Annotated in this window: 14 protein-coding genes; 6 read left to right on the top strand and 8 right to left on the bottom strand. The window is 58.3% G+C overall.

All coding sequences use genetic code 11. From position 1 onward, the window contains the following. Positions 1 to 250: 250 nt before the first annotated feature. Together JNM42_RS08840 and JNM42_RS08835 are read right to left on the bottom strand one after the other, a co-directional pair. Entirely contained in the window at positions 251 to 373 is a 123-nt protein-coding gene (locus JNM42_RS08840; RefSeq protein WP_294268416.1) for a hypothetical protein, read from the bottom strand. Positions 374 to 415: 42 nt separating this feature from the next. After that, positions 416 to 1,003, bottom strand: coding sequence for a TetR/AcrR family transcriptional regulator (locus tag JNM42_RS08835; RefSeq protein ID WP_294268414.1), 588 nt, complete (start codon positions 1,001 to 1,003; stop codon positions 416 to 418). 411 nt (positions 1,004 to 1,414) lie between these two features. Here JNM42_RS08835 and JNM42_RS08830 point away from each other — a divergent pair, with 411 nt between their 5' ends. The 4 genes from JNM42_RS08830 to JNM42_RS08815 all read left to right on the top strand — a co-directional run bounded on the left by JNM42_RS08830 (position 1,415) and on the right by JNM42_RS08815 (position 6,069). Then, positions 1,415 to 2,164, top strand: coding sequence for an electron transfer flavoprotein subunit beta/FixA family protein (locus JNM42_RS08830; RefSeq protein ID WP_294268412.1), 750 nt, complete (start codon positions 1,415 to 1,417; stop codon positions 2,162 to 2,164). A 1-nt stretch (position 2,165) separates the two neighbouring features. Beyond that, the gene (locus tag JNM42_RS08825; RefSeq protein ID WP_294268411.1) at positions 2,166 to 3,098 is read left to right on the top strand and encodes an electron transfer flavoprotein subunit alpha/FixB family protein; all 933 of its coding nucleotides are present in this window, start codon (positions 2,166 to 2,168) and stop codon (positions 3,096 to 3,098) included. Positions 3,099 to 3,266: 168 nt separating this feature from the next. Next, positions 3,267 to 5,060, top strand: a complete 1,794-nt coding sequence (locus JNM42_RS08820; protein ID WP_294268409.1) for an acyl-CoA dehydrogenase — start codon at positions 3,267 to 3,269, stop codon at positions 5,058 to 5,060. Positions 5,061 to 5,211: 151 nt separating this feature from the next. After that, positions 5,212 to 6,069: an HDOD domain-containing protein gene (locus tag JNM42_RS08815; protein ID WP_294268406.1), complete on the top strand. Its 858-nt coding sequence runs from the start codon at positions 5,212 to 5,214 to the stop codon at positions 6,067 to 6,069. Positions 6,070 to 6,090: 21 nt separating this feature from the next. On the opposite strand, the gene JNM42_RS08810 is transcribed toward JNM42_RS08815, so the two are convergent. Beyond that, complete coding sequence (locus tag JNM42_RS08810) at positions 6,091 to 7,737, bottom strand: electron transfer flavoprotein-ubiquinone oxidoreductase (protein WP_294268404.1); 1,647 nt, start codon at positions 7,735 to 7,737, stop codon at positions 6,091 to 6,093. Positions 7,738 to 8,151: 414 nt separating this feature from the next. Here JNM42_RS08810 and JNM42_RS08805 point away from each other — a divergent pair, with 414 nt between their 5' ends. Both JNM42_RS08805 and JNM42_RS08800 read left to right on the top strand, forming a co-directional pair. Then, positions 8,152 to 9,045 carry an HDOD domain-containing protein gene (locus JNM42_RS08805; RefSeq protein ID WP_294268402.1) on the top strand — a complete coding sequence of 298 codons (894 nt, stop codon included), beginning with the start codon at positions 8,152 to 8,154 and terminating at the stop codon, positions 9,043 to 9,045. A 109-nt stretch (positions 9,046 to 9,154) separates the two neighbouring features. After that, entirely contained in the window at positions 9,155 to 10,033 is an 879-nt protein-coding gene (locus JNM42_RS08800) for a patatin-like phospholipase family protein (protein WP_294268400.1), read from the top strand. 25 nt (positions 10,034 to 10,058) lie between these two features. Here JNM42_RS08800 and JNM42_RS08795 read toward each other — a convergent pair whose 3' ends face one another. From JNM42_RS08795 to JNM42_RS08775, 5 genes are all read right to left on the bottom strand, one after another. After that, complete coding sequence (locus JNM42_RS08795) at positions 10,059 to 11,036, bottom strand: NADPH:quinone oxidoreductase family protein (RefSeq protein WP_294268398.1); 978 nt, start codon at positions 11,034 to 11,036, stop codon at positions 10,059 to 10,061. Positions 11,037 to 11,184: 148 nt separating this feature from the next. Further along, positions 11,185 to 11,847, bottom strand: a complete 663-nt coding sequence (can, locus tag JNM42_RS08790; protein WP_294268396.1) for a carbonate dehydratase — start codon at positions 11,845 to 11,847, stop codon at positions 11,185 to 11,187. A gap of 211 nt (positions 11,848 to 12,058) precedes the next feature. Then, positions 12,059 to 13,810, bottom strand: a complete 1,752-nt coding sequence (gene ccrA, locus JNM42_RS08785) for a crotonyl-CoA carboxylase/reductase (protein ID WP_294268394.1) — start codon at positions 13,808 to 13,810, stop codon at positions 12,059 to 12,061. Continuing rightward, the gene (locus JNM42_RS08780; protein ID WP_294268392.1) at positions 13,791 to 14,840 is read right to left on the bottom strand and encodes a hypothetical protein; all 1,050 of its coding nucleotides are present in this window, start codon (positions 14,838 to 14,840) and stop codon (positions 13,791 to 13,793) included. Before JNM42_RS08780 ends, ccrA begins: the two co-directional genes overlap by 20 nt. Positions 14,841 to 14,847: 7 nt before the next feature. Next, entirely contained in the window at positions 14,848 to 16,866 is a 2,019-nt protein-coding gene (locus tag JNM42_RS08775) for a protein meaA (protein ID WP_294268390.1), read from the bottom strand. Between the last annotated feature and the right edge of the window lie 225 nt (positions 16,867 to 17,091).

Below are 17,091 nucleotides of genomic sequence, written 5' to 3'. Positions count from 1 at the left end.
AGGGCGCGAGATTATAGGGTTGCGAGCGGTTTATGGTCAAGTTTTACTGTTACACAGGGTTTGATCAAAAGTGACGGCTGAGAATGACTCAAGCGGCGGTAGCATCCAAAAATATCGATTCCATCCGCCATTTGCTCGGATGACGCGGAGGTTCAGCATGGCTTGGGCGTTTTCTGGCTTCCACCAGGCGCCGGAGGGTAATGCGGCCGTCGAGGGGCTTCAGCGTTGACGCTGCGGGTTTTTGTTGCGCTCACGGTGGAACGCGCACGCTGGTTTTTCGAAGCTCGCTTTGCTTGATGCCGAGAACCATCGTACCGGCAAGCCGGGCAGTAAAAGCAAGAAAACAGCCAATCTCCGGATTGACTGTTTTCATGTTTGTGTCGCCGTGACCGCCAGGCGGCCGAAAATCGGCAACTCAGGAAGTCATTAGCGCTCGGTTGGCTACGATGTACTCGGCAATCCAGCGTTTGAAGTCGATTATTTTCGGATCGTAGCGGTCATAAGCCATCAGACTCTGCCCGAAAACATAAGCGTAGAGCAACAAACTGCGGCTTTTCGCTTCAATGTCGGACAGACCGCTGGCGACAAAGAGCTTGCGCGTGCTTTCAAGCCGGTACGTATCGACCTCTTCAACGACAGCACTGGCCAGCGCGTCGCGCCTTGCCCAATCGCGAACGGCGAGCTCAATCGAGATGCCCTTGCGGTTGCGATTGGCGCTATAGGTATCAATGATCCGGAGCAGTTGATCGCATTCCTTGCCCGGCGCCGCGCAACTCTGTTTGTCGATGTCGCGAATGCGCCCTTCTTTCCAGGTTTGCAGTACCGCACTGAACAGATCCTGCCGATCCTTGAAGTGCCAGTAGAAGCTGCCCTTGGTGACGCCAATGCGCTTGGCCAGAGTCTCGACACGCATTCCCGCCATGCCCTCCTCGGCCAGAGCCTTGATGGCGCTGTCGACCCATTCGTTACGGTCGAGTTGCGTACGGATTTTTTCTGGCTTCATCGCTCCGTAGTCCTTCCATGACACTTAATGTTGAGACAGTATTGAAAACGTTGGCTTAACTCTATTGAGCAACAGGTCAAAGGTAAATTTGTTCTGACAGTCCACCGTGGCCCGAGGCCAGGCTTCGCGCTCATTCCGGCGCACGCCGGAATCCAGATTCGTCCATCTGATCAAGATGTTAAAAGAACAGTTTGATAAACGAACTGGATTCCGGGTCAAGCCCGGAATGACGGTATTGCAATGAGTTAGCGCCAGAACAAATTTACAGTGGCAACAGACCTACTGTTTATTGACAACAGTTATACTGTCCTTTATGCTACTCCATACTCTACGGTATGGAGTAGGGTACGTTCTGACATCGGCGATGTCAAATCAGGCGGTTTTTGCCTTGCTACACAAAGGAGAGAGGTTTTGAAAATTCTTGTTCCAGTCAAGCGGGTGGTCGATTACAACGTCAAGGTGCGCGTCAAGGCGGATGGTACGGGCGTTGATATTGCCAATGTCAAGATGTCGATGAATCCGTTCGACGAAATCGCTATTGAAGAAGCCGTGCGCCTCAAGGAAGCCGGTATTGCGACTGAAGTGGTCGCCGTTTCGGCCGGTCTGGCCAATTGCCAGGAAACCCTGCGTACGGCGATGGCACTCGGCGCCGACCGCTCCATCCTGATCGAGACCGACGCTGAATTGCAGCCCCTGGCCGTCGCCAAACTGCTCAAGGCAGTATGCGTGAAGGAGCAACCGCAAATCGTACTGTGCGGCAAGCAGGCCATTGACGACGACGCAAACCAGACCGGCCAGATGCTTGCCGCGCTGATGAACTGGCCGCAGGCCACTTTTGCCTCGAAGGTTGTGGTGGCGGGCGGCAAGGCGACGGTAACGCGCGAAATCGACGGGGGTCTTGAAACCATCGAGATCGGGCTACCGGCGGTAGTGACGACGGATCTGCGGCTCAACGAGCCGCGTTATGCGACGCTGCCCAACATCATGAAGGCCAAGAAGAAGCCGCTCGAAACCCTCACGCCGGCTGCGCTGGGCGTGGATGTGGCGCCCCGTCTCAAAGCCTTGAAGATGGCCGAGCCGCCGAAGCGCGCTGGCGGCGTCCTGGTGAAGGATGTGGCCGAGCTGATCGCCAAACTGAAGAACGAAGCGAAGGTAATCTGACATGTCAATTCTTGTTATTGCTGAGCACAACAACTCCTCCATCAAAGCGGCAACGCTCAACACCGTGACCGCTGCCGCAAAGATCGGCGGCGAGATTCATCTTCTGGTAGCGGGTAGCGGCTGCGCTGGCGTCGCTGACAGCGCGACGAAGATTGCTGGCGTCTCCAGGGTCTTGGTTGCCGATGCGGCACATTATGCCGACCAATCTCCGGAAAACATTGCGGCGCTCGTCGTCGCCCATGCGCCAGCCTACAGCCATGTTCTTGCTGCGGCCACGACGATAGGCAAGAACCTGATGCCGCGTATTGCGGCGCTGCTTGACGTGGCACAAGTTTCCGAGATCGTCGCCGTCGAGTCGCCCGATACCTTCGTTCGCCCGATCTATGCCGGCAACGTATTGGCGACGGTGCAATCGTCAGATCCGGTGAAGGTGATTACGGTACGCACGACGGCATTTGAGGCCGCCGGCGATGGCGGATCGGCAACGCTCGAAAACCTGGCGGCCTCCGCCGATCAGGGCCAGAGCAAACTGATCTCGAGCGAGCTGACCCAGTCGGCACGGCCCGAGCTGTCGGCAGCCAAAACAATTGTTTCCGGCGGACGTGGCATGGGCAGCGGAGAGAACTACCACAAGCTGCTTGAACCGCTGGCCGACAAGCTCGGTGCGGCACTGGGCGCTTCCCGTGCGGCGGTCGATGCCGGCTACGCGCCGAACGACTTCCAGGTCGGGCAGACCGGCAAGATCGTTGCGCCGCAGCTCTATATCGCCATCGGAATTTCAGGTGCCATCCAGCATCTGGCCGGCATGAAGGATAGCCGCTTCATCGTGGCGATCAACAAGGATGCCGAGTCGCCGATCTTCCAGGTTGCCGACTTCGGTCTGGTTGGCGATCTGTTCGAGCTGGTGCCGGCCCTGACGGCAGCGCTCGACTGAGTTGGAGTAACAGGAAAACCATTTTAAACGTGCCCCCTGGGGTGCACAGCTTGCAGAGGCCCGGAGAACGCAGTGGAAATCTGCTTCGTGGCCCTTGCGATTAATGTGGTTAATGGACTTTCAATTGTTTTTCTTCGTATTTTTCGAAGTTGATAAAGAAATAATGACATGAGCGAATACCGTGCCCCGATCCGCGACATGCAGTTCGTGCTGAAAGAATTGGCCGGGCTGGATGAGGTTGTACAGTTGCCCGGCTGTGAGGAAGCCTCAGCCGATGTGGTCGACGCCGTTCTTGAAGAAGCCGCGAAGTTTGCCGAAGGCGTGCTGTCGCCCCTTAACATGGGGGGTGACCAGGAAGGCGCACTGTTCAAGGACGGGCAGGTGACGATGCCCAGTGGCTTCAAGGAGGCCTACAGGCAGTTTGCCGAAAGCGGCTGGACGGCGCTCGGTTGTGAGCCGGAATGGGGTGGGCAGGGCTTGCCAAAACTCCTTGCAGCGCCGGTGAGCGAGATGTGGAAGTCGGCCAACCATGCCTTTTCGCTGTGCCCGCTGCTGACCAGCGGTGCGATCGAGGCGCTGGTACTCTCGGGTACCGACACGCTCAAGCAGACCTTCCTGGAGAAGATGGTCAGCGGCGAGTGGACCGGAACGATGAACATCACCGAACCGGGTGCCGGTTCCGATCTCGCCGCCATTCGTACGCGCGCCGAGCCACAGGCCGACAACAGCTACAAGGTATTCGGCCAGAAGATCTTCATCACCTACGGTGAGCATGACCTGGCGGAGAACATCATCCATCTTGTGCTGGCGCGGACTCCGACGGCACCGGAGGGCATCAAGGGCATTTCGCTTTTCATCGTGCCGAAATTCTTGGTTAATGACGATGGCACTCCGGGTGCGCGTAACGACGCCTGGTGTGTTTCGATCGAGCACAAGCTGGGCATTCACGCCAGCCCGACGGCGGTGATGGCCTTTGGCGACAAGGGCGGGGCAACGGGTTATCTGGTCGGCGAGGAAAACCGCGGCATCGAATACATGTTCATCATGATGAACGCCGCACGCTTCGGTGTCGGCATGGAAGGGGTGGCCGTCTGTGAGCGCGCTTACCAGCGGGCACGCGACTATGCCAGGGATCGTGTTCAGGGTACCGACATCGGCGTGCGCGGTGGCGCGAAGGTGCCGATCATCGCGCACCCCGACGTGCGTCGCATGCTCATGAGCATGAGGGCACAGGCCGAGGCGAGCCGTGCCCTGGCTTACGTGGTGGCTGGCGCACACGACAAGGCACTGCACCATCCTGATACCGAGCTGCGCAAGCAGAACCAGGCCTTTGTCGACCTGATGATTCCGGTTGTCAAGGGCTGGAGTACCGAAATCGGCATCGAGGTGGCGTCGACCGGTATACAGGTGCATGGCGGAATGGGCTACATGGAAGAAACCGGTGCGTCACAGCATCTGCGTGATGCCCGCATTTCAACGATTTATGAAGGCACGACCGGCATTCAGGCCAACGATCTGATCGGTCGCAAGATGGCGCGTGATGGCGGCGCAACGCTCAGATCCGTAATCGGCATGATGCGTGCTCTCGATGCCGATCTGGCCAGGCAGGGCAACGCGCACCTGAGCGCCATTCGCACTCGCTTCCAGGCCGGAGTTGCAGCGTTGGCCAGGGCCGGCGAGTGGGTTGTTGCAACGTATGCCAAAGACGTACGCGCTGCATCGGCAGGCGCCGTCCCATTCATGACGCTGTTCGGCATCGTTGCCGGCGGCTGGCAGATGACGCGCGCTGCGCTTGTCGCGCAGGCAAAGATCGATGGCGGCGACAGCGATCCCTTCTATCCGGCCAAGGTCATTACTGCCCGTTTCTTTGCCGATTATTTGCTATCGCAGGCGGACGGCCTGGCAAGTACCGTCACCGATGGCGCCGCTGGTGTGATGGGTTTGCCCGAAGAACAGTTTTGAAAAAACAATCAATCAGCGATTTCAATTCAGGGAACATGCTACTTAGCGGCATGTTCCCTGTGTGCTCTGCGCCATAATCGCTTTTCTTTGATCAAAAAACCCTGCATCAGTTTAGAATGCAGCTTGAGTTTTGATTGAGAAGGAGCACCGCGTGAGTCAAACGATACAAGAAGCCGCTGAAGCATTCCGCCATGCTGTCGGTGGGGCAACGATCGGTGAACTTAATTTTCCGACCAGTCTGGATGCCAGTCGGCGAGTGCTTAAGGCCGTAGAAAACCCCGATCTTGGCTTGGCTGCACTGGCCAAGATTGTAGTTGCCGAACCCTTGTTGTCGGCCAAAGTGATCCGTCTCGCCAATTCGGCTGCGCTCAATCCGGCCAATCAGACGGTGCGCGACGTCAGGCAGGCGGTATTACGCGTCGGGATGGATCCAATCAAGTCCCTGGCCATGGTGTTGATCATGGATCAGTTGCGTCAGACGCAGCGTCATGTTGGCTGCCGCGATCTCTCGAATCGTTTGTGGGAACGTAGTGTTCATGTTGCCGCACTGGCCTACGTTCTCGCCCGGAAGCTGACCCGCCTCAATGCCGACGAAGTCATGTTTGCCGGGATTGTGCATGATCTGGGTCGTTTTTACCTGCTCTCGAGGGTGGCTGATTTTCCGGTTCTGCTTGAAGATACGGTCGTCCTGGCCGAAACGATCAACGACCTTGCCAACCACGCAAGCGATATGGTTCTCGGTCAACTCAATCTGCCGGCATCGGTGATGGACGCGGTATTTGCCTCACGTCATTTCAGTGGAGCCATGCCACCCGCCTCGCTCGGTGACATCCTCTTTATCGCCAGCGCGCTCTCGCCACGCCGTGATCCGTTTGACGAACTCGATGCACGGGTGATTCCTGTGGCCAACAGTGCGGTCACCCTTGGACTTGATCAGGGCATGGTGTCTGAGGTCATTGCCGCTTCCGGTGACGAGATTTACTCGATTGTTGTCGCGCTGGAAAGCTGATGTCTACCTGAAGCGGCTGGCCTACATATTCGGGTAAATCGGCCCTTCCCCTCCTTGTGGTACAACCCAGACGATGTTCTGTGTCGGGTCCTTGATGTCGCAGGTCTTGCAATGCACACAGTTCTGCGCGTTGATCTGCAAGCGGGGATTGGCTCCCGTTTCGTCACGCACGATCTCGTATACCCCTGCCGGGCAGTAACGTTGTTCTGGCGCATCGTAGAGCGCCAGATTGACCTTGATCGGAACTGACGCATCCTTGAGCGTCAGGTGGCAGGGCTGGTCTTCCTCGTGGTTGGTGTTGGAGAGAAAAACCGAAGACAGGCGGTCGAATGTAATCAAGCCATCGGGTTTGGGGTAAGCGATCGGCTGACAATCAGACGCCTTCTTCAGCTTGGTGTGATCGGCACCGCTGTGATGGAGTGTCCACGGCGCTTTGCCACGGAACAGGATCTGGTCGATACCGAACATCAGGCTGCCCAGAGCAAGCCCCTTGGCCATCCAGGGCTTGAAGTTGCGTGCCTTGTGCAGTTCCGCAAACAGCCAGCTCTTGCGGAAGGCTTCCGGGTAGGCCGACAGTTCGTCACCGCTCCGCCCGCCAACAACGGCGTCGAAGCAAGCTTCTGCAACCAGCGTGCCGGTCTTGATCGCGCAGTGTGAGCCCTTGATGCGCGAGGCATTGAGGAAACCGGCATCGTCGCCGATCAGCGCGCCACCGGGAAATACCAGTTTGGGCAAGGACTGAAGCCCCCCTGCGGTGATCGCGCGGGCGCCGTAAGCTATGCGTTTACCACCATCAAGAAATACGCGCAGGTCCGGATGCGTCTTGAGGCGCTGGAATTCCTCGTAGGGCGACAGATAGGGATTGCTGTAGCCAAGCCCGGTGACGAAGCCGACGGCCACCAGGTTGTCTTCCATGTGGTACATGAAGCCGCCACCATAGGTATGATTATCGAGCGGCCAGCCACCGGTATGAATAACGAGCCCGGATTGGTGTTTCTCCGGCTTGATTTCCCATAGCTCCTTGAGGCCGATGCCGTACACCTGCGGGTCGGTGCCTTCGCGCAGATTGAATTTTTCTTCGAGTTGCTTGCCGAGCTGGCCGCGACATCCTTCGGCAAACAGGGTGTATTTGGCGTGCAGCTCCATTCCGGGCTGGTAGGCCGGACCCTGGCTACCGTCCTTGAGCACACCCATGTCACCAGTGGCCACGCCCTTGACTGAACCGTCCTCGTTGTAGAGCACTTCGGCGCCGGCAAATCCAGGGTAGATCTCGATTCCCAACTCTTCAGCCTGCTGGCCGAGCCAGCGGCATAGGCTGGCCAGACTGATAACGTGGTTGCCTTCGTTGTGGAAGCAGCCGGGCAACATCCAGTTAGGGATTTGCGAACTGCCGCCCTCCTTGAGCATGAGAAACCGGTCTTCGCTGACCGGCGCTTTGAGCGGTGCGCCCAGCGCCTGCCAGTCGGGAAAGAGTTCGGCCAGCGCGCGTGGGTCCATCACCGCTCCGGAGAGTATGTGACCACCGATTTCGGCGCCTTTCTCGATCAGGCAAACGTTGATCTCGCCGCCCTTCTCGACCGCAAGTTGCTTCAGGCGGATCGCTGCAGACAACCCAGCCGGACCGCCACCGACGATAACGACATCGTATTCCATTGATTCTCTTTGCATAATTTCCTCGCGTCCGTAGTCGGTTGCCATCAATTGCTGAGCTGTTCGGAGTTCATTCCAATCCAGGCATGAGCGTTAAGCGTTGATGGAGTAGGTGGCTTGCTTGTGTGGTGTGAAGGGTTAACTGATGATTTTAAGGTATTACGCCCAAAGCAGGAAGACAGCCGACGCGGTTTCTTCGAACCAGGCATCAAGCGCCTGTATTTCTGGATCAGGATCTGCGCCCGCCAGTCTTTCGGCCGGCAGAATGCCCGGGCTCATGGGTGAAATTGGACAAGGCTCAGAACAAGGTTCCGTCTGGACAAGGCTCCGGCTTGCGGGTGGCCGAAGCTGCAGGTACCATGCGCCTACAATCGGTACGCTGATCACGAACAGGTCGTCAGCGTTTTTTCGAGCTTTTTGAAGTCGAGGCCCATGCTCAATCAGCCGCTGCAAGACCTTGAAGCCTGGGTAACTTTCTTCAGCAACGCAGAAATGCCGATTCTGCGGCAGACGGCGCGCCGGCTCGAAGAGGCGCGCCTGAACATTGACAACATCAACGGCCGCGATATCGCCGCTATCGTGCTACAGGATCCGCTCATGGCCGTCCGTGTGCTGGGCTGCATACAGCCTTTCCGGGGCAAGCATCTGCGCTCCGACATTACGACCATCGCCAATGCCGTCATGATGCTCGGCATCGAGCCCTTCTTCAGCCGATTCGAAACACCGCTCACCATCGAAGCCATGCTCAAGAGCGAACCACAGGCCTTGCTCGGCGTGTTGCAGGTCATTCGCCGAGTTCAGCGAGCCTCGCATTACGCCCATGACTGGGCCTTTGACCGGCACGACATGAACGTCGAGGAAGTCGCCCTGGCTGCCTTGCTCCATGACCTTGCGGAGATTCTGCTGTGGTGTTTTGCCCCCGCACTGGCCATCGAGATTCGCGACCGACAGCAGGCCGACAAAACACTGCGCAGTGTGAGCGCGCAGGAACAGGTTCTCGGCATCCGTCTGGTTGATCTACAGTTGGCACTGTGCGCGGCCTGGCATCTGCCCGAATTGCTCAACACGCTGATGGACGACGCCAATGCCCACCTGTCCCGCGTGCAAAACGTGACCCTGGCGGTCAACCTTGCCCGCCACTCGACCAGCAACTGGCGCGATGCCGCACTACCGGATGACCTCGCCGCCATCGAAAAGCTGCTGCATATCAAACGTGAAACGTTACTATCACGCCTGAATATTCCGGAAGAACGTGTCACGCAGAAACTGGCGGACGAATCGAACGAAACGCAAGGCGGCACCCCGACCAACCATCGTGCGCAGTAGCACGACCTTGGTGAGGCTACACGTCAGCAAATCGCCAGGATCAAAGACAACAATGTGTTGGCTGGCCTGGAATTGGAATTACAATCCCGGCTCACCCAATGAGAAAAGCATGCGCCACTGCCATTTTCCAACACTGATCGCCGCCCTTGCCGCCCTGGTTATTTCGGGCTGCGCATCAAAACAACCCGCACCCCTTCCGGTCACGCCAAAGCCGGTCAAAATAGGCCTAGCGCTGGGCGGCGGAGCAGCGCGAGGATTTGCCCATATCGGCGTGATCAAAGTCCTGGAAGCCCAGGGCATCGTTCCCGACATCATCGTCGGCACCAGTGCCGGTGCTGTTGTTGGCGCGCTCTATGCGGCAGGAAACACCGGTTTCGAGTTGCAGAAACTGGCGCACAAGCTCGACGAATCAAAGCTCAGCGACTGGTCGGTACCTGATCGCGGCGTGCTCAAAGGCGAGGGACTCCAGCAGTTCGTCAATGACGCCGTTGCGCAGCGCCCGATCGAAAGCCTGAAGAAAACGCTGGGTGTTGTGGCCACTGATCTGAACAGCGGTGAGAGCATCCTCTTCCGAACCGGCAACACCGGCATGGCCGTACGCGCCTCGGCAACCGTACCCGGCGTCTTCAGGCCGGTCAGCATCAACGGCCACGAATATGTCGATGGCGGCCTGTCAAGCCTGATCCCGGTCAGCAGCGCGCGGCAAATGGGCGCCAACGTGGTGATTGCCGTCGACATCTCGGCACGCCCCGTCAACCAGCCTGTGCGGGGCACGCTCGACATCCTTCTGCAAACCTTCACCATCATGGGCCAGAACCTCGCCCGCTACGAACTCAAGGAAGCCGATGTCGTCATCCGCCCACAGGTCGGCAATATCGGATCAACCGATTTTGTGGCTCGCCACGACTCGATCCTTGAGGGTGAAAAAGCGGCTCAAGCAGCGCTGCCGCAGATTCGCGAAGCGATCCGGAAAGCCTCGGGTAGCTGACAATTTGCCTTTAAGGATAATCAATCTAATTCGTCGTAATGACGACTTTACCGGTTGATTTTCGTGTCACAACCTGGTTGAGCGCTTCGAGCGCCTGTTCCAGCGGATAGATCGCCGAGACATGCGGCCTGATCGCGCCTTCCAGATACCAGTGAATCAGCGTCTGGAAACTTTCGGTCATCACCTGGGGATTCAATTCCGCATAAGCTGGCCAGTTAAGGCCGATCACGTCCACATTTTTGACCAGCAGGTGATTGGCGGGAATCTGTGGCACGCTCCCGCCCGCAAAACCAATGATCAGGATGCGCCCTTCAAAGGCGATGCTGCGCAGTGAAGCGGCGAACGACTCACCGCCCACCGGATCGTAAACAACGTCCGCGCCACGACCATCGGTTAATTCCTTGACCCGCGCCCGCACATCCTCCTGGCTGGAATCGATCAGATGGTCGGCGCCGTGTGCGCGGGCTACTTCCAGCTTTCCCGGACCGTTGGCCGTAGCAATGACCGTCGCCCCCAATTGCTTGCCAATGGCGACAGCGGTCAATCCGACGCCGCCGGATGCACCATGCACCACCAGCGTTTCACCGGCCTGCAAGCGCGCCCGATGCCACAAGGCAACATGCGATGTACCGAATACCACGGGGAAAGCGGCTCCGTGCTCCCACGTCATGGCCGCCGGCATCGGCACACAGCGCTTGCTATCCGCGATGACCTGTTCGGCATAGCCTCCGTGCGGCGTCATGGCGATTACCCGGTCACCGATGGCCACCCCTTTCACGCCGGCGCCCAGTTCCAGTACCTCGCCGGACACTTCAAAGCCCGGACTGAAGGGCGGTTGCGGCTGCTTTTGATACTGACCGCGAGTGATCAGGCTATCGGCAAAATTGACCCCGCAGGCCCGCACCCGGATACGCACCTGGCCGGGACCGGGGCGAGGATCGGCAATCTCCTCCAGCCGCAACGCCGAGGGGCCGGTGAGTTCATGGCAGACGATGGCTAGCATGGCATGAAATTCTCCATTGTTTCAAAAAAACCATCTCAGTCCTGAAGGACAAGGAGGGAGTTTTGCATAGCCCTCCCTGGAAAAGGAAGGGGAGTGCGTCGCACCGGGGCAGTTGGATCGTTTCCCCTGGTGATGGACGGTCTTCGCTTCAATGAGCCACATAGCGCGAACGCGACGACGCTACGGCCTGGGCAATCACCGTATCGAGTTCGGAACCTGATTTCAGAGAGGTTTGCAAGTCGCGCAGGTGACCGTCTTCCAGACCGTAAATCCAGCCATGCAAAACCAGTGGTTGACCTCTTTTCCAGGCATCGCCGACCAGCGTGGTGCGGGCGACGTTGCGCACCTGCTCAATGACATTGAGTTCGCATAATGCGCGCCAGCGGGCGGTGTCGTCCGGCAGCGCCGTCAGGAAATCGCTATGCCAGTCACGGATATCCTCAATATGACGCAACCAGTTGTCAATCAGGCCATGGGACGGCCCTTCCAATGCGGCGCGGACGCCACCGCAGCCGTAGTGACCGCAAACGATGATGTGCTGGACCTTGAGAACCTCGATGGCGTATTGCATCACCGACAGGCAGTTGAGATCGGTATGCACCACCACATTGGCGACGTTGCGGTGAACGAAGACTTCGCCCGGTTTCAGACCGGTGATCTGATTGGCCGGAACGCGGCTATCTGAACAGCCGATCCACAGGTAAGCCGGACTTTGCAGTGCGGCCAGTCCAGCAAAAAAGTCAGGATCGACAGCTCGCATCTCCTCGGCCCAGCGGGCATTGGCGGCAAACAGTTCAGGCAGGTATTTCATGCTGGAATCATTCCTTGAAGCAGGGGCACGCGGACGATGACGTGCTGGACCCTGGAACAGAACTTCGTTCTGAGTTGTACCAACGTTAAACGGGCTTTCAGCCCACATCAAACTGGGAGCTGGAAGCCCGTGTTACGCCTATCGGCCGACTTCCCACAAGCCCAATTCAGGAAACCTGAATCGGGTTGTGGGAGAGTGTTGAGATACGGTATTACCCGCCGATGATCTTGCGCACCACGTCAGTCATGGAGATCACGCCGACCGGCTGATCCTTCTCGGTCACCACCAGGCGATGCATACGCCGGCCCGTCATCAGGCTGACCGCATCGCTCAACAGCATATCCGCATCGCAGGTCGCGCAACCAGGGGTCATGATCTCGCTGGCCCGCATCGAGCGCGCCTGATCCGGTGTCCGGCCCTGCCGCGCCAGTACCATGTCGGTCTGCGACACGACGCCGGTGGCCTTGCCTTGCTCCATGACCACCACCGCATGAATCTCCTTGTCCACCATGATCTTGGCCACTGTTCCGACCGTATCGTCCGGCGTACAGGAGATGATTCCGGCATGCATCAGATCTCGTACCTTGCTGCCATCGTCGGCGATGGTGATCGCCTCGGCCTGTTCGATACTGGGTAAGGGTTCGGACATCGGGTACGGATGCGGCGTGGTATGCACGTCGCCCTTGGGCAGCGTCGGATGCACCATGGTCACGGCCGGCTTGCCGCTGACGCCCAGGCCGAACTGGGTGGCGCCGATCAGCACCGACATGTTGCCGTGCGGGTGTTTGTTGTCGGCCATCAATTGATGCGCAACCGGCAGCTCTTCGTAGGTGAACGCCCGCGACATGCAGGGATCAAGCTGGCCACGCAGTGCCAATTGGTTCATCTCGTTACATTGCACGGTATTGGCGAAATGCGAGCCTTGCAGGCGCTTCTGCCGCATCCACAGGTAGCGCAGATCGACGGTCGCATTGTAGCCGGAGGTGCCAGCACAGACAACGACCATACCGCCGGTCTCGCAAACAAAAATCGAACTCGGGATGGTGGATTCGCCCGGATGCTCGAAGACAACGTTCGGGGCACGCTTTTCGCCCAGCACTTCCCAGATCTTCGAGCCGAAGGAGCGCACGCCCTTCAACCACTTGGCATAGCCGGCGTTGTCCTTCCAGTGCGGCAACATGCCCCAGTGATCGAACTCATTGCGGTTTATGCACCCTTTGGCTCCCAGCTTCATGCAATAATCAAACTTGTCCTCGCCTGAAACCATGGCCACGGAGGTCGCGCCAACCGCCTTGGCGATCTGGATCGCCATCGAGCCGAGGCCGCCTGCGCCACCCCAGATCAAGGCCACGTCGCCCTTCTTGACGGAACTGCTTTCCCAGCCATGAAGCATCCGCCAGGCAGTCGCCGCGACCAGCGTATAGGCCGCCGCCTCTTCCCAGTTCATGTGCTTGGGCTTGGGCATGCACTGTTGCGCCTGGACGCGGGTGAATTGGGCAAAACTGCCGTAATTGGTTTCATACCCCCAGATCTTGAAGGACGGCGAATACATCGGATCGCCGCCGCCTTTGACCCACTCACAATTGCGATTGTAAGTGCCGCAATGCATCACCACTTCGTCACCCACTTTGACGTTGGTAACGTCCTTGCCGACCTTGTAGACGATGCCGGACGCATCGCTGCCGCCGATATGGAAGTCTTCGGGTTCGCCGGCCTTGTTGCGGGCACCGATGACATTGACCGGAATGCCCATTCCCGCCCACACGTTGTTGTAGTTGATTCCCGCCGCCATCACATATACAAGCACTTCGTCATCGGCGATGGAAGGCGTAGTCACTACTTCCTTCTGAAACGCGTCCATCGGCTTGCCAAAGCGGTCGGCGCGAATCAGCCAGGCGTGCATTTTTTCCGGAACTTCGCCCAACGGGGGCTGATCGCCTAGGTTATATAACTGCTTGCTCATGATGATGCTCCTTTATGGTTATGTTGCTGGATGAATTGTCCGACTTGAATCTTGAGAGAATATGCTGTCGCATACGCTCGTATTCTGCAAACTGACCGGATCGATTTTCGCTCAGGCGCTCGCCAATAGCGGCGAGACCACCGGCCAGATCCAGCCCGAAGGTTCCGAATTCCTCTTTCAACAAGCGCATAACCCAGGCCTTGTGATGGCGGGTACGTTGTTTGCCCAGCAAGCCGGCATTGACCAGAAAGCCGCGGTGCCTGTCGATATGATCCTGTAATTGCTTGATCCCTGTATTCATTGACGCGCTGACCAGACACACCGGGTAATCCCAATCCTCCCGACGATCCTGCCGAGGTGCACTACGAGCGATTTCTGCGGCCGTCTTGCGTGCCGGGGCGCCCAAGTCGGACTTGTTAACCGCGAAAACATCCGGGATTTCGATAATACCAGACTTCAGATACTGGATTGCGTCACCCGAAGCCGGTTGCGCCACATAACAGACCGTGTCGGCGATTTCGGCAATATCGATTTCGGTCTGGCCGACGCCGACCGTCTCGATCACCACGATGTCGAAGCAGGCGAGCATCAGCCCGCTCATCGGCCAAACCTCGCTCGCCACCCCGCCCAACTGGTTGCGATTGGCCAGCGAGCGGATGAACAGACCCTCGTCATGAGACGAATTTTTGATGCGGATGCGATCTCCCAGCAGGGCGCCACCGCCCAGTTCGGGGCGACTGGAAGGATCCACCGCAAGCACTCCGACCGTCCTTCCCGAGAGGCGCCACTCCCTGATCATCGCGCAAACCAGCGATGATTTCCCGGCGCCGGGAGGGCCGGTTACCCCGATAAGGTGGCCGTCATTCAGCCAGCGCTCGCCGGAAAGCGCCGCCAGCAGCCGTGCCGAGCGGGACCGTGCATCGGCCAGTTTGTTGTCCAGCAGATTCAAGCCGCTGGCAACTGCTGCCCGCTCGCCGCGCTGTATCCGCAAAGCCAACTGCTCCGGATCGGGAAGGTTCGCCTGAGTCATTTCTCCATCACTGCAGCAATCCAAGCCGTTCGAGCCCGTTGCATTCACGGATCACATCCACCATGTCCGCCATAATGGTATTCAGGCTGAAATCCTTGGGCGTATAAATGGCGTGCACTCCTTGCGAAAGAAGCTTTTCAGCATCCTCCTGGGGAATGATTCCACCGGCAATCACCGGCACTGTAGCCAGATCGCGCGTGCGCATTTCCTGCAGAACCGCTTCGACCAGTTCCATGTGGCTTCCCGAAAGGATCGACAGCCCCACCATATGCACCCCTTCCTCCTGCGCCGCCTGGGCAATCTGTTGCGGGGTCAGGCGGATGCCGTCGTAGACGACCTCGAAGCCGACATCCCTGGCCTTGACGGCAACCTGCTCCGCACCGTTGGAGTGCCCGTCCAGCCCCGGTTTGCCGACCAACAGCTTGAGCGGACGTCCCAAGGCGGTGCCGGTGTTGGCGACTCGTGTCCTGAGCTCGGTGACCTGATCCTTCTTGCCGAGTACTTCGCGGCTGTCGATTGAAATGTCGATACCCGTCGGTGGCCTGAATTCGCCGAAAACCGCACGCAAGGAATCTCCCCATTCGCCGGTAGTAACTCCCGCCATCGCACAGCGAATCGAACTGGGCATGATGTTCTCGTCGCTTTTGGCGGCATCGGCGAGTCCCTGCAAGGCGGCCCTGACTTCGGCATCGTTGCGGCTCTTTCGATGCGCCTGCAGGCGTTCGATCTGCTCACGCTCGGCCGCCGGATTGGTTTTCATGATGCTGCCATCACTACCCAGGGTCAGTGGCGATTCGGCCGTTTCCTGGAAGCAGTTAACGCCGATGATTTTCAGATCGCCCGACTCGATCGCGCGCAGGCGGTTCATGTGGCTGCCGACCAGTTCGCGCTTGATGTAGCCGGACTCGATCGCCGCAACAATCCCGCCCTGGGCTTCGACATTGGCAATTTCCGTCCTGGCGCCCTCGATCAGCTCGCTGACCTTGGCGGCAATCACCGGCGACCCATCCAGGATATCTGCATACTCCAGCAGGTCGGTTTCGAACGCCATCACCTGCTGTATGCGCAACGCCCATTGCTGATCCCAGGGACGCGGCAGGCCCATGGCCTCGTTCCAGGCAGGGAGCTGGATGGCACGGGCTCTGGCGCCTTTGGAGAGCACCACCGCCAGCATTTCCAGAACGATTCTCTGCACATTGTTTTCCGGCTGCGGCTCGGTCAGCCCCAGGGAGTTGACCTGCACGCCATAACGGAACCGGCGCAGCTTTGGATCTGCAACCTGGTAGCGGTTTAAGGTCATTTCGTCCCACATTTCGCCGAACGCCCGTAGCTTGCAGCACTCTTCAACGAAACGTATGCCGGCATTGACAAAGAACGAGATGCGCTCGACGACCTGCGGAAACTGATCAGGCGTGATCACGCCGGTCGCCTTGACCCGGTCGAGAACCGCCATCGCGGTGCATAGGGCGTAGGCCAGTTCCTGAACCGGTGTAGCACCCGCTTCCTGCAAATGATAACTGCAGATATTGGTCGGATTCCACTTTGGAACATGTGTGATGGTGTAGTTGATCGTATCGGCGATCAGCCGCATCGAGGGGCCCGGCGGATAGATATAGGTGCCGCGCGAGAGATATTCCTTGATGATGTCGTTCTGCGTGGTACCGCTCAGTTTTTTGGGATCAATGCCACGCCGCTGCGCGAGGCCGATGTATAGCGCCAACAGCCATGGCGCCGTGGCATTGATGGTCATCGCCGTGTTCATCTGATCGAGCGGTATCTGGTCGAACAACTGATCCATGTCCTCGATATGCGATATCGGCACGCCGACCTTGCCGACCTCGCCCCTGGCCAGGACATTGTCGGCGTCGTAGCCGGTCTGCGTCGGCAGATCGAAGGCTACCGATAATCCGGTCTGGCCCTTGGCAAGATTGGTACGATAAAGCGTATTGGATGCCTTGGCCGAGCTGTGACCACTATAGGTCCGCATCAACCAAGGCTGATCCCGTTTTTTCTGACCGGCAACCATGACTATCCCCTTTTTCTGATCAAGAGACGTCTCTCGATCTTAAAATTTACTCATCAATCTAGTTCTTGCCCATGTCTTTCCTGTCGTTCTCCCTGGAACCACTTGCGACATGAATCTTGCCTTGGGTGTGACTCAGTATCGGATTGAAGCCGGACCTACCTACACGGCGTCTATCAGAGAGCGTGCGATGACCTTGAGGGCCAGGGTTTCTTCGGCCCCCTCGAA

The organism is Propionivibrio sp. (genome assembly GCF_016790145.1).
In the GTDB taxonomy this organism is placed as follows: Bacteria; Pseudomonadota; Gammaproteobacteria; order Burkholderiales; family Rhodocyclaceae; genus Propionivibrio.
The sequence above is the reverse complement of the archived record's forward strand: the minus strand, read 5'-3'. Positions and strand labels throughout refer to the sequence as shown.